This window comes from Siphonobacter curvatus, assembly GCF_002943425.1.
In the GTDB taxonomy this organism is placed as follows: domain Bacteria; phylum Bacteroidota; class Bacteroidia; order Cytophagales; family Spirosomataceae; genus Siphonobacter; species Siphonobacter curvatus.
In genome coordinates, this window is the sequence record NZ_PTRA01000009.1 from 23,492 (window position 1) to 38,723 (window position 15,232).

A 15,232-nucleotide genomic window follows, 5' to 3' on the forward strand; every position below is an offset into this window, starting at 1 on the left:
TCAGCCGAGGCTTTTTGACTACTTGCTAATGGATGATTCAGCTTGTCTTAGAGCTTATACAGGGGAAACATTATTAGTTCAATTAATTGACATATAGACACTTACAAAAATCATATACCTCAAACTATGGCTAGCGATTGGAAAGACGATCACCTGGTTGAATGGAGAGTGAAGGCAACTAATGAGCGATACATGGTCCCTACTGAAGTATATGTTCTAAGCGAGTCTTTACAAGATTTTTCAAGATCGCTTCTAGGTTATCCAGCTAAAGAAGAGGTACTAGCCTATGAAGCTGGAGAGACGGAGGGCTATTCGTTCTTTAGTCTGAAAGTCTATCTTCTTGATTCATCCGGTCACGTTGGTGTAGAAATACGTTTGCAAGAGAATGCTAGCAGGCAAGCAGAAAAGGATAAGGTATAGTTAGAGATCATTGCTGAGCTGAGTGCCATAGACCGTTTTCAAAGGGAGCTCATGGGATTAGCCACGAAGCAAGATGGAACAGCTAGTTTGTCCGGTAGAAATCACTAATTCCTAAAGTTTATAAGCTTACCTATTCGATCATTATTAAATCAATTCATAAGCTTTCAATCCAGCTAGAATAAAAATCAAGCTGTTCAGGTAATGTACTGCCTTCTAAGTATAAGCACTAACCTTGCATAGGTCATAGGCAAGCTAAAGCAAATTCAGTGGGTTCGACCTTTACAGCTTTGCCCCCACTGGACTGCAAAGCTTCCAACGAGTATTCGGTCGCAGGAAACTTTGCAGTTCAAACGTAGTACACAACAATCCGTTCGCCGTCGTAATCAACGATTTACAACTTAGTCCTAGCGGAGGTATTGGCAGCCGTCTACTACACAAGCTAATTGATACTCCTTTCAATCTATAAACCCTCCAGTCCTCACTTCCCTAAGTCGATGTTAACCATGCTTTACTTTCGTTGCGATAAACTTGCCAATAACTCTTCCAGGTTTTTCATGTTCATGGCCGTTCCTTCCTTGAAGCCCATTTCAATCATCTTCTCCATACGTTCCAGGGATTCATTATAAATCGTAATACTGACTTTTGTTCTTCCGTTGTATTCGCTGAAGTTAAGATCCCAATCAGAACCGGGCAACTCAGGATTTTCATCTTTGTCGGCAAAAGCATTGAACATTTTGAAGTTCGTTTTAGGACTAATCGACGTATACCTCTGGATGGACCAATGCTCCTGTCCTTCAGGACTTACCATGGCATAAAACCGTCGTCCGCCCACTTCAAAATTCATAAATTTTGTTTTGGAGGTCCAGGGCCTAGGTGCCCACCATTGGTCAAGAATTTCCGGTTTAGTATAGGCATCCCATACCAGCGAAAGCTCGGCATCAAATTCTCGGGTAATGTTCACTGTTTTAGCCGTTTTGTCGACGGTAAAATCAAATAGCAAGTCAGTTTTCATTTTCCTGTTTTTTAAGCGTTGATAATACCTGGTCGAGTTGATCAAAACGAGTCTCCCAAATCTTTCTAAACGGGTTCAACCACTGATCAATCTCTTTCATTTTTTCAATTTCGAGCGAATAGTAAATCTCCCTTCCCTGTTGCTGCTGTTTCACCAGTTCACATTCGGTGAGTATGCGTAGATGCTTGGAAACAGACTGTCGGGTGGTGTTGAAGTTGTCAGCGATGGCGTTCGGTGTCATGGCCTGTAAGGCAATCAACGCCAGGATGGCCCGTCTGGTCGGGTCAGCTATTGCCTGGAAAATATCTCGTCTCATCGTATATACTTTTCATTTTGTGAAACCGAATGGTTGCAAATTTAAATGCAACCATTCGGTTTCACAAAATTTCTTGATTAAAATAAATCAATTGAAAGGATCCGCTTGAAGGGGCCACATCAAAGGCAACAGCTAATCCAAAACCTAAGATAACTAAGACCTTTAAGTGCTAATACTCGAATTAATTACCAGGGTTGCTGAGCCTACTAACCGGCTCTATGAGATTTTACTAGTCAGCATTGTAGACAAGCAAGCATTGGTCAAGTGTTTAAAACCATCTCTTACTACAGGGGCCTTTATGGTGAATCATTGATTTTAATACTACTCCCATTTCGTCAGTTAGTGCTAGGTTTCTACTAAATACGCTATTCCTTCTAATCGCTTTTTGATTCTTTCTCTTACGCTAATATCAATCAGCTTCAAGCTTTTTCGACATAAAAGCTACTATCAAAATATTTCTGATTATATTTAATGACTTTAAAGTCATTTATTTTAACAAAAACTTTTATGCTACAGACAGAAGTTTTGATCGTTGGGGCAGGCCCTACTGGCTTAACACTCGCTTTATGGCTCACTAAGCAGGGTATTAAGGTTAGGATTATTGATAAAAGTAACGGTCCGGGGGAAACTTCGCGAGCGATGGCTATTCAGGCTCGCACGTTGGAATTGTACCGTCAACTCGATATGACCGATGCTATTATAAAGGCTGGCTATAGGATCCCCGTCATGAATATGTGGGCGGGTGGCAAACGTCAGGCTCAGATCAAAATGCTCGATGTGGGCGGAGCTATTTCGCCCTACCCTTTTATACTTATCTACCCTCAGGATCGCCATGAGCAGTTCTTAATCGAACGTCTGCAAACCCTTGGAGTGGAAGTAGAGCGTCAGACTGAATTTTTGTCTTTTGAAGAGAAAACCGATCAAATCATTGCTCGACTGAAAGATAAGAATGGGCAGGAAGCGATCTGCCAAGCTCAATACGTAGCGGCTTGCGATGGAGCACGATCGCCTATCCGCCATCAAATCGGTAGCGGTTTTAAAGGAGACACGTATAAGGGTTTATTCTATGTAGCAGACGTTGTAGCCACTGGAGTGGAACCTTCCGGCGAAGCCCAGATAGCTTTTGAAAAATCTGATTTCATGGTAATGTTACCTTATACCGGTACGGGCAACTATCGATTAGTCGGGATCGTTCACGATGAGCGGGGGGAAAATTCCGAACGTCTTACGTTCGAAGATGTAGGACCTAAAGCAATTCAAGCGTTAAACGTTACTATTGAAAAAGTCAACTGGTTTTCTACGTATAAAGTACATCACCGAGTAACCGATTACTTCCGCCAAGGCCGTACTTTTCTACTTGGCGATGCTGCACACGTACACAGTCCAGCAGGTGGTCAGGGCATGAATACTGGAATTCAAGACGCAATCAACCTTGCCTGGAAACTTGCCGCCGTAGTAAAGGGACAAGCCTCTGATCATTTGCTTGACAGCTATGAAATTGAGCGAAAGCAATTCGCTCACAAACTTGTCGAGACTACAGACCGTGTATTTACTTTTGCTACTACCGAAGGCAGTTTTGCTGATTTTCTTCGTAACTATATTGCCCCCATCTTTGTGGGTCTGGCGAATCGATTAGGAAACGTGCGAGAATACATGTTCCGGATCGTTTCACAAACGATGTTAAGTTACCACGAGAGTCCATTAAGTAGCGGCAAAGCCGATGCCGTTCAGGGAGGAGATCGATTACCCTGGGTACCCGTTCAAAAGGTGGACAATTATGATCCACTCTCGATCATCGGATGGCAGGTGCATGTCTACGGAGATCCGGGCGTAGAATTAAAAGCATGGGGTGAACGAAATAGAGTCCCAGTTTACAGTTTTATCTGGCACGCCGAATACGGAAAAGCTGGTTTGGTAAAGGATGCCCTTTATTTGCTGCGACCTGATACCTATGTTGCCTTAGTCGACCCCGAGGGCTCGGTAGTAAAGCTTAACGACTATTTTGATACAAACGGAATCAATTTAAACCCATAGTTTCTCAGAAGGAATAAACGTGACGGACAACAAGCCTAAATGGAGCCGACGTAAGGATTTACGCCCTGCCGAAATCATTGATGCAGCCCTCCATGTGTTTACTGAATATGGTTTCGCGGCCACCAAACTCGATGATATTGCGAAACGTGCAGGCATTGTGAAGGGGACCCTGTATCGTTACTATGACACAAAGGAGGATTTATTTAGAGCGGTTGTTCAGCATACTATTGAAGTACACTTACAAACTATTCAACAGGTTTCGACCAATTTTCAGGGATCACTTGCCGAGCTAGTACCTGTTTTGCTCAAGTACGCAGCAACGCGGATAAGTGGAAGTAATGTGCCTGCGTTGGCCCGTCTCGTGATTAGCGAAAGTCATACTTTCCCCGATCTTGCCCGGATCTGGTACGAAAATGTGGTGTCCCATGTTCTCACGCTGCTAACCGATTTGATTGGTAAAGCACAGGCCCGCGGAGAGGTACGCATGGGTGATCCGAAAGTTCACGCATTTTCCATTGTTGGACCTCTAGTCTTGTCAGCACTATTTCATGAAATGTTTGGTAACTCTATTATTCATGCACCAAGCTTTACTGCACTAGCCGAACAGCATGCTCAAACTGTGCTTACAGGAATTCTGCTTGATCCAGTACGTTTATAAACTTAGATTCTGATAGAGGCGTTAAGCGTTTCACAGGTATAAATCAAACCTTGTACCGAATCATTTCTGGTTAGTCCATCACTGTTTTATCTACTGATGAAGATTAGAGTTAACAATGTTTTCTACGCAGACTTACGCTTTTTTACTCAAGAAGCTATTATTCAAAACTTGATAAACTAAAGAGGTTTATTAAATAGTTACTGTACCTAGAGTGGCGTTTCCAAGGCTTCTATTTTAGCTTTGACGCGTTGCTCGAGGAGGATGAGATGACCCAGCTGGCTTCATTCAGAAAGGCAATAGGTGAGCTATGCTGTCGAACAAAAAGGCTGGTATTGTTCTCGGCGATGCCACGCAACTTATGCAACCTTCATCTTTTGTATGCCTAGCTTCATTTCACTGGAGCAAGGGTAAGTTTTCTGCCTGAAGAAAAACCTTTCAAGCCCTACTTTCAGTGCTGCCCCTTGAGCACTTCGCGCAATAGAGCTACTTTCTCTTTCTCTGACTCTAACAGTCGCTCATACAGCTTTTTGTTCTCATCCATGACCTCTATGAGCTTGTCCAAAGGGTTAAAGTTAACTTGATGTCCTATGATAGCCCCTTGATTATTCGACCCCTCATAATTATGTTGAATATTATAGATAGCCGTTTCTTCATCAAAGTTCTTGATGGCTTCGGCGGGTACTTTCAATACCTGGGCAATCTGATCCAGCAGTTCCTGCTCAATGACTTCCTTCTGTTCTAAAAGTGAAACCCGCTTCTGAGTCCACTCCTCGCCCAGCTCATAGGCCAGACCCTCCTGCTTGAGGCCGAGCATCTCCCGAAACCGCTTGACATTTCTTCCGTGGTGAATGGGCATGTGACTTTTCGTTGGTTGCATGGCAAAGGTAGTTAAAGGGGACAAAACGCTTCCAAGTAGCTAAATTACGCATTCCCTGCTTCTAAACTATGCCAGTAGGGGATAGTTTAGAAACGCCCGCCGGTCCAATTTCACTGCATGGTTTTACTGAATTGCTTTTTGCCATGCGAAAAACGACCTATATTGATTCGGACCGCCTACCCGTCTGGCTGGATGAAACCGAAAAACAGGATCCTAGGGACTTCCTGGAAAGCTTCTGGGGCGGCTACCGGCTCCCCGAATGCCGCTTCCTGCTTTGGGAGCTGCTCTCCGGCGCTTTGAAGGGCAACGCCGATGGTTATCACTGGAAGGCACCCGCTTCTACCCTGGTTTACTTTTTTGAGCAGTTGTGCTGCCATTTGGAAGCTAGTTACCTGCTCTTTGCCGAAAAAACGCTAGAAAAGAGTCATGAACTAGAGGAAAGTAGGCCACTACCCAAAAGCGAGCCATCACTTACCTCCCCTGTCCTACCCATCCTTAACCACCCCGCCTTTGAGGACTTCTTTGATTTGAATTACGTAGCAGACCTGAGAGCAGAGCTGGAAGATTGGCTCGCTACGGCCATGGCTACGGATGAAGTCTATGAGCGGCCTTCTAATCTGCTCTTTCTCCACGATCAGATGCTCGCCTTCACCAAGGCCGCCTTTGAGCTCTACGAAGCCCACGGCCTGGAAGCAGAGCTTCTTCCCTCTCCCACCCTACAGGTGTCCTCTGCCCTGGCTGGAATCGAAACTCGTCTCAAGCAGGTAGAAGACTTTCCGCTGCATTTAAGCCCAGCGGAATGGCACAATCCCCTGCTGGTCATCAAAGACTGCTGTGAGAGCTTCTCTCAAGAGGAGTGGCAAACGCTTTTGCACGATCTTTTACTGGCGGGCTTCTCTAATGAGAGCTTTTCGACCATCGTAGAGCCGGAGCTGATTCTGCCCTTTTCGCAGCAGCTTCTACGCCTTTTAGAAGCTTGCTACCTTCTATTTATAAATCAGGATAACGCTGTTTAAAAATCCAGGCCTTCGCTTTGCGCTGAATCCGTCGGCTTTGCATCCGTGGGCGCTTGCGTGGGGTCTATCCTGACCGGGTCTCGCCTGACTGGGTCTAGCCCGACCGGATCTTCCTTTTTTTCCAGCAGCGCTTTTACCTCCATTCGGATCCGACTAAAGTTCTCCCGGATCAGGTACGCATCGACCTTTCTAAACGCTGGAATGGGCACACCCTCTCCCCTGCTTTGCATGCGGATTTTGGCTTTAAAGCTGCTCACATTCGATTCCACGAGCTGGCCTAAAAACTCGCCCGTCTCTAGACTCAGCACTTCCTGCACTGTCACCCGGCTGCGCTCGTGCAGACGCTGCGTCTTCGATACGGAGGCCTGGTGGCTGGACTTATTCTCACTCACCGATTCACTCTTGACGTAGGCTTTTCCCCAGAGATTCACCACGTACTGAGCCGTCGGGTAACTGGCCACTCTTCCAAAAAACTGATTGTTTAGATTGGCAAGCAAAGCATTCTTTTTGGCCGTTCCGTAGAGATCCTCGATCTGACTCAGATCCTGCGCGCCAAAAATGGTCGCCACCTGATTACTGCGGGCGGTGGCTGGCAATTGCTCCAGGCCCGGAATGTACAGGGTCGGCGCTTCATCTAAAATCACGGCACTCGGCCGCTTACCCGGCTGATTGAGCTGCTTTACAGCAACCGTCACTAAAAGGGCCAGCACGGGGGCATAGACCCCAGAAAGGCCCGCCTGATTGCCCAGCGTTAAAAACTTAGGATCCGCGGGGTTATTCAGGTCCAGGTCCAGCTCATCGCCCGAAAGCACCCAGCAGATTTCTTTGGTGTAGATCTTGCGCAGGGAGGTTTGCAGCGAAGACACGACGCCCGCCACCTGGGCTTCGGCCTTGCGATCCAGGGCTTCCCGGAGACTGGCAATCATCGCGTAGGTTTCTTCCTGCTGGCTTAAAAGCGCCACAACGCCTGCCACCGGTTCAAAGAGAAGGGCCATCGCGTGGGGCAGCGTACAAAGCCCTGCCTTAAATACCACAGCACCGCCGTTAGATAGCTCTGGGCGGAATCCGTCCAGAAGTCCGCTTTTTTAATCGAATCGGGATTCAGATTATACAAAATCGCCTGGGCGTATTCATCGGCGTGCGCGGGGGTTTTCATCAGTGAAGGGTGCACGGGATTCAGCCGGTGCGAGCGGCTGAGATCCGCAAAGTTTACGTAGTAGCCTTTGGTAGCGGGCTGCTGAAGTAGCGCCTGCTGGGCTACCTGCGCCAGCGTGGGAAACTTGAAGTCGTAGAGCAGGCCGGTAAAGCCGCTCTGAATGGACTGCGTGAGGATCGGTTCAATCAGACTCTTACTCTTGCCCGCGCCCGCCCCGCCCAAAATCAGGACCCCGCGAAAGGGATTGACCAGGTGAATGACGGGCACCTCCCCGTTAGCCGTCAGAAAAGTAAAGACGCTTTTTTTCACGCGAATCTTCGTCTTACTCGTCGCCGAGGCTTGCTCGACCCTGGTTTTGGGTTTGCCTTCCAGCAAAGCTGATAGTTTTAAAAACAAGTAGTAGCCGGAAGCTCCCAGACTAGCTAGCGGGGATAGGTTTCTAATCGCTCTTTCTAGTGGGGGAATCTTTAGAAAGATAGGCATGTCAAGGATCCAGTGAATCCCCCAGCCGGCTGCGTAGTAGAGCAGGATGGGCACGCCGATCCATTGCAAGAGAAAGCCCAGTAAACGAAACAATAACAGGTCCATGATCAGGGAAGGGATACAGGTGAAGAAAAAAGGAATTGTACTTTTCCTAGCGGCTTAAGCCGTTAGAGGCCTGCTGCTCAGGACCTGCACTAGACCGCTGAGCCGCTTGATTGAGGTGCCTGGCTCGCTCTTCCTGCTTTTGACGCTCGAGACTTTCTTTTAGAGCCTGCTCTTTGGCCCAGAGCCGCTCGGCCTGATTTTCGCTTTTTAAGGCCCTGGCGTAAGCAAATTGTTCTTCCAGAGTACGCTGGTATTGAAAGAGCTCATCAAAGCTTTTTTCATTGGCGGCAATGAGCCGCGTTCTCTCAAAGCTGCCCTGAATCACGCCCTTCGTTTGTCGATGGTTGGTGAGCGGTGAGAGCGAGCCGGTGCGCTCGCCCGAAAGCTGCTGCTCCGGGCTGCGCTTTTCAAAGCGGCTGACCACCACGTGTACGTGCAGCTGGGCTCCGGGCTTTAGCTCGCCTTTCTGAGCCAGGCCCGCTTTGACGGCCTCATCTTCGTGCGTATAGCTCCTTTGGTGCTCGATCCGGGCATACCAAACCAGGTCCTTACTCTCCAGGCCCTTTTGAAAATTGGCGGCGTAGTTTTCCATTGCCTGGCGCGTGAAGGCTTTGAGCTTCTGCTCATCCGAAGCGATATGCGCGAGCTCTTTCTGACTCGGATCGAGCGTAAAGGTGTAGAAGCGGTCCTGCTCTTTTTTTAGGCCCTGCCGCTCGGCGTTGGCATCCATCCGCTCAACGACCTCCAGGCCGCGGATCTCATCCTGATCCCTTGAAAAAAAACCCCGCTGTTGCTCGAGAGTTAGGCCCTTGTCTTCTTTCTCGAGGTAGCTCACCAGGCGCCGGCAACTGCCCGCATTGGCCCCTTTGAGGGGACTTGAAAAGTTAGTGACCATGCTCGGTATACGTTTAGGGAAGACCTAGTTTTTCGGCGATGCGTTTCAGCCGCTCGTTCATCTTGCGCAGGTGGTGGACTTTACCCAGGCCCTTCTCTTCGTCATCAAAGGCGTAGAGCTTTTTGGTAATCAAAGCCAGCTCGTCTTTGATGGGACGCAGCTGCTCTTTTTCCTGCTGCCTGATAAAGCTAATCAGTCGCCGATCCAGGGCTTTGATGGCATCGGTGGGATTTCCTGCCAGCGGCTCTCTAGGATCAATCCCCGTGACTTTAAAGTAGTGGATCATGACTTCCAGCAGCGCTTTATGATAGAGTTTATAGCTAGTGGCTAACCGCTCAAAGTCTTTAAATGCCGCCTGGCTAAGAGTAAGGTGTTTGACTTTTTCTTCGGCCATACTTAAGAAAAGATTAAGACTAGAACATTGACTATCAAGTATTTAAGACTATTTATTAACTTATAATTAACTTTTACACTACAGAATAAAAATATAATTACTTGATTATCAGATATTTATATTCAAACAATAAGCGATAGGACGCTCCAGCGGCATTCCCGCTTGCTGTACTAAAAAAGGCATTTGGCTGGCCGCTAGAGTATCTATTGTCTTACGCTGTGCTTTCCTTTTAGAGGTAACTTTTGCTTACTAGGTGCTGATAAAATCAAGGTAGCTCCTAATAACTATACTAGCTGATTTGTATGGTTAGCTCCTACCACTATTTTAGTTAATGAAGTTGCTCTGCTAGCCCTACACTTCCTCATCAGCGATATCTTTAGCCACCCAATCAAACTTATACTCTTAGTGCTTACAGCCGTTCTGATTGAGTTGATGTAGATCGTCACTGCCAGGCTCGTAACAACCTCAATGTTAGGCGTAACAATTATATACGTAAGTAAAAAATAAGTTGCTTGCTTCCAGGCTATTCCCCAGGGCTCATCGGATTCGGAGTGAAACAACCACCTGGTTTGATTGCCGTAATCCTCCGTTTTTGTCGACGTAGGCATCCGGTGTAACGCGTTGAAAACAGGTAGCTGCCTCAACGCTTCATTCATGTCTCTGGCTTCTCCTGGCAGCATGCGAGAATCCATGGCAGAAGAGACGTTTTTAAGCAACGGTGGTCTAGCTTTCTTTCCGGCATCATCCTTTGTCCGGTAGTGGAATCAGCAAAGGATGCTAAAACCAAGCGGGGCTTTTTCCCGCCAGAACCAGCCCGCCCGTTCAACATCCATCGATCCTAAGCAGCTACGTTAACCGTTCGGGACTAGCCAGAGAAATCCATGAAGCCGCTCTAAGCTGCTGCTAATACCAAGACGTAAGGCACACCGATTTTTGAACAAGCAGAGCTTTTAGCGTAGGCCCTGTAAAGTTCATACCCTCTCTTTTAGACCCCATCGCTCAAGAGCGCTTTCCCTTACGTTTCCCTTGCTCTCCCTAGAGATTACGCTGGTTCTATTCGTCTCGATTCAGCGGAAAAAGACGATGATCAGAAAAGGGTGTAATCGAAATCATCCCTACGCCTAGCGAAAGATCAGGGACATCGCTGGGAGCACAAACGGAAGAAGCCGGTATCTCGGATAGCTTTCCAGTCTTTCTTCAGATCAACACCACTAGAGCGGGATGCCCAATCCGACAGGGTCCCGCTACCCAAACCGGCGTCCGACCAGCAATTCAGGTGGATCTCCCCCTTGAAGCGGCCGGTTCGCTTTGGATGAAGCGGAGAGCATTGCTCTGGGTTGGCCGTTGATCGCACCCAGCTTTAGATAGTACTTTTCTAAGAAATTAGGCGGGGCTTTCGTAGCTTGATCGGTCATAGCGAGCAGGAAAAAAGAAGTAGTAAAAAACGAATCGAGATCCACCAACCCAGCTTTAAAAAGGGTTGTCGGATCAGGCTACCGGATCAACGCTTCTAACTAAAGTCGCTGAAACTTTCAGCGGATCGCCTAGCTAACGTCTGTCACGCTAGCGGCTTTCCATCAGCGGCTTGGCGTGCGGCCATCCCTATCCCCTACGGCAGGAATATACTCTCCCTTCACGACGTACCTAAAGGAGGGTGTCCGATTGGAAGGGTCAGCAGTAGTTTTCTCTAAGGGTACTCCTTGTTGATCAACAACGCCCTGAGCCATTGCTCATCAACAATGCTGACACGACTTGAAAAAGAAAAGCCCACTGCGTCGAGACCAGGAGCTCAAACCCTCTAAAAGCGCGCACCGGTGCTGACATCGAACAGCCGTAGGTAGGGGCAACCAAAAGGAGGAGGCCTTGGGGGTAAATAAAGGGCTCATAGAAAAGTATGAAAAGGGTGAATAAAGCGGCGGCCAATTCAAATACTTCGCAAGGAGCGTTTCCCAGCATAACTGTTGCCTTAGATAACGTCCCGTGCAGCGCTTTTTAAGGGAGTTAAGAACCGGCAACGCTTGCATCCCTGCTGGAGCAAAGTAACGCATAGATGAGCAATTAAGTACTTACCAAATGTCTCTAATTGGTGAACTGACCATTGTTCTCGGTGAAGCCACTCGTTCACTCGGTGAAACTGGGAGTAAGCAGGCGAGTAGTTTGAACAAAAACGTAGGCAAGTCTGATTAATACTTAATTTATAACCATTTATCAGTAAATAAGGGAATGACAAGCGGATATGAATTTAGATCCTTACCTAAAAGGGTTTAATAACTATTGGGCCGTGAAAGCTGGCAGTAATTCACTAGTCAAAAGAAATCTGTGCTAGCTAATTGAGTACCTTCATTATCTCTCAAGGGCTCTAAAAAGATGGTTTATCAAGCAGGTGATGGAATAAGGGGCGATTTAAGCTTATGGAGAGGGTGATCTAGCAACGATGCAACCGACGATTGCTTTACTTCGAGCAGAAGGTTAGCATTTACCTCTGTTTCATACACGAGTGGCTTTTTCAACAAGTTAATTTGAAGCGTATAGGAGCCAGGTTCGGAGATTCTGGAGATATCACATTACGAAGCTTATTCTCCAATTGCATCAGCTCCTCAATGACAATTCCTCGCTGGTAATCAAACTCGGTTTTCACGTCCAGCAACGTTTGATTGTCTTGTAACTAGATCTCGTACGTTTGCTGGCCGCTGACTTACTGGAGTTCAGGTAACTGGATACGTGTCAGCCTTTCATTGTCACTTACTGTCTTCTATAGTATAATGAATCTTCTCTGGTACTGTACATTTCAGAGAACTGTCCGTAATCAGTCCGTCATAGTAATAAAGCTCTGCTGTACTCTCTACATAAATCCAGAGGCAGTACCGATTCAGGAAACGATTAACGAATCTGTAGAAAACTACATCAGTTGGTACCATTGCGCCAGTCGTTTCTGAGCCGAGCGTTTCATATAATTTAATTGGATTCTGCCGGATCTACCAGTTCAAAGCCTTTGGCCGTAACGATTACCCAATACTTCCCGTCCTTTTTCCAGCGTAACCCCTCGCCTCGTACTTACGCCTCTGGGCATGCTGCTAATGTACACGGATGAGCATAAGGGATCGTTTGGCCTGCCGTTCCACGTGCTCCCACCTACTGAATACCTCATGGTAACTCGTCCAGAATGCCTTTGCAAACAGCAGCAACGAGCACAATACAATAAGGATAATCACCTCCGAATGATGTTTCTGAATACCAATCATGCAGAACTTTTGAGCTTGTACTGCATCAAGATAAAGCGAGCACATTGCGGTAAGAAAGGAAAAAAATGTTCCCCGTCGGGAGGCATCGCTAGGGTGTGGGAAGCCTGTAGTTTAAAGACGCTGTGAAGGGTATATTATGGGATCAACCACTCTGCGGAAGGGTATAAACTTAACTTACTACATGCCATCAGCCCCAGCCCTATAGGGAAGCAGGGGACTCTTACTTACCCACTTTATGTCCAGGATTTAGTAGGCTTGTGTGGCCAGAAGGTGGCACCCCATCGCTGGTTGGAAAAGCCAGCCAGCGATGGGCCTGGTATTAGGAATTTTATGACTGTACCTATCCATTCTGCCGAAGGCCATAAACTTCATGATCTACCGCTTCGGCTTAGGGATAGAAGTGGAAAGCCCGGAAGCAGGGTTAGGCTGAGCGTAAGCTGGTGAGGACTTATAACCGATAGCCCGGCCCCTTTCGCCTGCAAATCGCTATCCTGCCAGATCATACTCATGCGAAAGGGGAAAGCTTCAAGATTTCAATTTATGTACTAATGATACTTTGGCTATCGAAATATTAAAGGAATTCATAGAAGCGAAATTACAAGATTCTAATTCTCTCGTAATTATTTATATAAAAATATATCTTATATATAATGATCGGTTGATTAGGAATTTAAGATGAAGTAAAATATTCAATAACTAATCATAAATAGCTCCAAAATTTAAGCCTAATATTATTAGGCATCCTTAATAGGAACAATTTCATTTATATAACTCAATGTTATAATTTATAAAAACAAAGAATAAATTATAATATCATTTCATATTTTACTATGTAACAAATCCAGATATTTGTGCAAATTATATATGCAATAAAATGTTCCACACAAAAAATATCAGGCTAAACAAACTGACTCTAGCTAGAGTTTTCGTAACCGGATTAATTATACTCCCATTAATAGTAAGCTTATTGTTCAATCATTTAGAATCTTTTGGGTTGAGTTATCAACCATCTTTATATATAAGTTTTTTTAACATATTTTATATCATCATAGTTTTTTTATATGTAATTAAGCAAAAAAAATTAAATATATTTATCACCCATATTGATATTATATTAATACTAGTTTATATATATTATAATTTTCAAGTACTTAACACAAGTACTTTCTCTGTTTTGGGGATAAATTATCAAACAAGTATTTTACTAATAACATACTACCTATTACTAAGAATTATTAATCATAATTATATTAAGGATATTAGTCTTTTCTCATTAATGATTATATTTTTTATTTTTTTTTATATATTAATTAACTATCCAACTAAAAGCACTTTAAGTTCTTTGAAATTAGTTTTTAATAATACTGGAATATTATCTGCATATTTATGCATTCTCACTCCATCGATATTTTTAATTATTGATTTAAATACTAATTCTAATAAAACGCTTGTATTAGCAATAATTATATTAGGCTTAATGTTATTTATTTTAAAATCTAGATCTTCTTTAATAGCTTATTCAATAGGTATTATATATCTCTTATATAATAAGACCCACTTAAAGAACAAGTTTTTTTATATTATAGGATTTTTATCTTTTACAATGCTTCCATTGTACCTATTAATGAATCTTAAAAAATCTTCTTTTAAGGGAAGAAAGTTTATCTATGAATTATGTTTAGATCTTTGTAAGGATAGTCCATTAACGGGTTATGGATATAAATCATTCGATCATCTCTATAACATGCATCAAGCTGATTTTTTTAAAAAAAACATTCATTCTTATGATCTTCATCTTTTGGCTGATAATATACATTTATCTTTGAATGATTATATTCATACATATATAGAAAATGGAATAATTGGCTTAATTCTATTTTTATTGCTATTGTATTTTAGTTTAAGTACAATTAATAGTATAAAAGATGATAAGTATTTAAAGTCGTCTATACTAATTTTCTATACTTTATGCTTATTTTCCTATCCATTACAAATATTTTCTATTCAAGTTTATATAATTTCATTACTTAGTTGGCTTTCAAAAACATCTAAAAAACAATATATTATAAAAAATAAAATTATACATATCAGTATGTATATAGGAATGATTATCTCATTACTATATAATATATTTAACTTATCAAATACATTAAAATGGAAGAAAGCATATGAATTATCTACTATTAATCAGACTAATTCATTGTTATTATACAAAAATATAGAATTTTTTTTTACTTGGAATAATGCGTTTCTCCTTGAATATGGAATTTTGCTTAATGAACAAAATAAATTTGTAGAATCATTTAAAATATTAGAAATATTAATTCATTTATATTCTGACACAGAAATTTATGTATTACAAGGTGACAATCTTGTTAATTTCAATAAACCTAAATCAAAATATTACTATGAAATAGCAAGCTTTATGACACCAAATCGACTTTTACCTAAATACAAACTTATGTCATTTTATATGTCAACAAAACAAACTGATAAAGCTTATTATAAAGCTTTAGAAATCTTAGAAACACCAATGAAAATAAATAATCCTACCGGCTTTTTGATTAAGAAAGAAGCCTCTAAAATCATTACTAATTTTAAATAATTTTTTATCTTAAATTAAT

At 43.7% G+C, this 15,232-nt stretch carries 12 protein-coding genes; 5 read left to right on the top strand and 7 right to left on the bottom strand.

The genetic code is table 11. The annotated features are described in order from the left end of the window. Positions 1–126: 126 nt before the first annotated feature. The gene (locus C5O19_RS24405) at positions 127–420 is read left to right on the top strand and encodes a hypothetical protein (protein ID WP_104715987.1); all 294 of its coding nucleotides are present in this window, start codon (positions 127–129) and stop codon (positions 418–420) included. Positions 421–928: 508 nt separating this feature from the next. On the opposite strand, the gene C5O19_RS24410 is transcribed toward C5O19_RS24405, so the two are convergent. Next, positions 929–1,432 carry an SRPBCC family protein gene (locus C5O19_RS24410; RefSeq protein ID WP_104715988.1) on the bottom strand — a complete coding sequence of 168 codons (504 nt, stop codon included), beginning with the start codon at positions 1,430–1,432 and terminating at the stop codon, positions 929–931. Beyond that, on the bottom strand, positions 1,422–1,748 hold the full coding sequence (locus tag C5O19_RS24415) for an ArsR/SmtB family transcription factor (protein WP_104715989.1): 327 nt from the start codon (positions 1,746–1,748) through the stop codon (positions 1,422–1,424). Before C5O19_RS24415 ends, C5O19_RS24410 begins: the two co-directional genes overlap by 11 nt. A gap of 507 nt (positions 1,749–2,255) precedes the next feature. Between C5O19_RS24415 and C5O19_RS24420 the strand changes: the two genes are divergently transcribed. Both C5O19_RS24420 and C5O19_RS24425 read left to right on the top strand, forming a co-directional pair. Beyond that, positions 2,256–3,782 (top strand): FAD-dependent oxidoreductase, encoded by a 1,527-nt coding sequence (locus C5O19_RS24420; protein WP_104716072.1) that lies wholly within the window; start codon positions 2,256–2,258, stop codon positions 3,780–3,782. Between the two features lie 19 nt (positions 3,783–3,801). Then, the gene (locus tag C5O19_RS24425; protein ID WP_207766542.1) at positions 3,802–4,440 is read left to right on the top strand and encodes a TetR/AcrR family transcriptional regulator; all 639 of its coding nucleotides are present in this window, start codon (positions 3,802–3,804) and stop codon (positions 4,438–4,440) included. Positions 4,441–4,888: 448 nt separating this feature from the next. On the opposite strand, the gene C5O19_RS24430 is transcribed toward C5O19_RS24425, so the two are convergent. Next, positions 4,889–5,296 (bottom strand): helix-turn-helix domain-containing protein, encoded by a 408-nt coding sequence (locus C5O19_RS24430; RefSeq protein ID WP_165796115.1) that lies wholly within the window; start codon positions 5,294–5,296, stop codon positions 4,889–4,891. 89 nt (positions 5,297–5,385) lie between these two features. Between C5O19_RS24430 and C5O19_RS24435 the strand changes: the two genes are divergently transcribed. Continuing rightward, positions 5,386–6,333: a hypothetical protein gene (locus C5O19_RS24435; RefSeq protein WP_104715992.1), complete on the top strand. Its 948-nt coding sequence runs from the start codon at positions 5,386–5,388 to the stop codon at positions 6,331–6,333. Here the strand turns inward: C5O19_RS24435 and C5O19_RS24440 are convergent. Genes C5O19_RS24440 through C5O19_RS24455 form a run of 4 tightly spaced genes read right to left on the bottom strand, consistent with a single transcriptional unit; the run spans position 6,330 to position 9,366 of the window. Beyond that, the gene (locus C5O19_RS24440) at positions 6,330–7,328 is read right to left on the bottom strand and encodes a type IV secretory system conjugative DNA transfer family protein (protein ID WP_104715993.1); all 999 of its coding nucleotides are present in this window, start codon (positions 7,326–7,328) and stop codon (positions 6,330–6,332) included. The genes C5O19_RS24435 and C5O19_RS24440 overlap by 4 nt on opposite strands. After that, positions 7,283–8,077: a type IV secretory system conjugative DNA transfer family protein gene (locus C5O19_RS24445; RefSeq protein ID WP_104715994.1), complete on the bottom strand. Its 795-nt coding sequence runs from the start codon at positions 8,075–8,077 to the stop codon at positions 7,283–7,285. Before C5O19_RS24445 ends, C5O19_RS24440 begins: the two co-directional genes overlap by 46 nt. A gap of 46 nt (positions 8,078–8,123) precedes the next feature. Beyond that, the gene (locus tag C5O19_RS24450; RefSeq protein WP_104715995.1) at positions 8,124–8,972 is read right to left on the bottom strand and encodes a DUF5712 family protein; all 849 of its coding nucleotides are present in this window, start codon (positions 8,970–8,972) and stop codon (positions 8,124–8,126) included. Positions 8,973–8,985: 13 nt separating this feature from the next. Continuing rightward, positions 8,986–9,366, bottom strand: coding sequence for a BfmA/BtgA family mobilization protein (locus tag C5O19_RS24455; protein ID WP_104715996.1), 381 nt, complete (start codon positions 9,364–9,366; stop codon positions 8,986–8,988). 4,584 nt (positions 9,367–13,950) lie between these two features. Between C5O19_RS24455 and C5O19_RS25890 the strand changes: the two genes are divergently transcribed. Then, complete coding sequence (locus C5O19_RS25890; RefSeq protein WP_165796116.1) at positions 13,951–15,213, top strand: O-antigen ligase family protein; 1,263 nt, start codon at positions 13,951–13,953, stop codon at positions 15,211–15,213. The last annotated feature ends 19 nt before the right edge of the window (positions 15,214–15,232 follow it).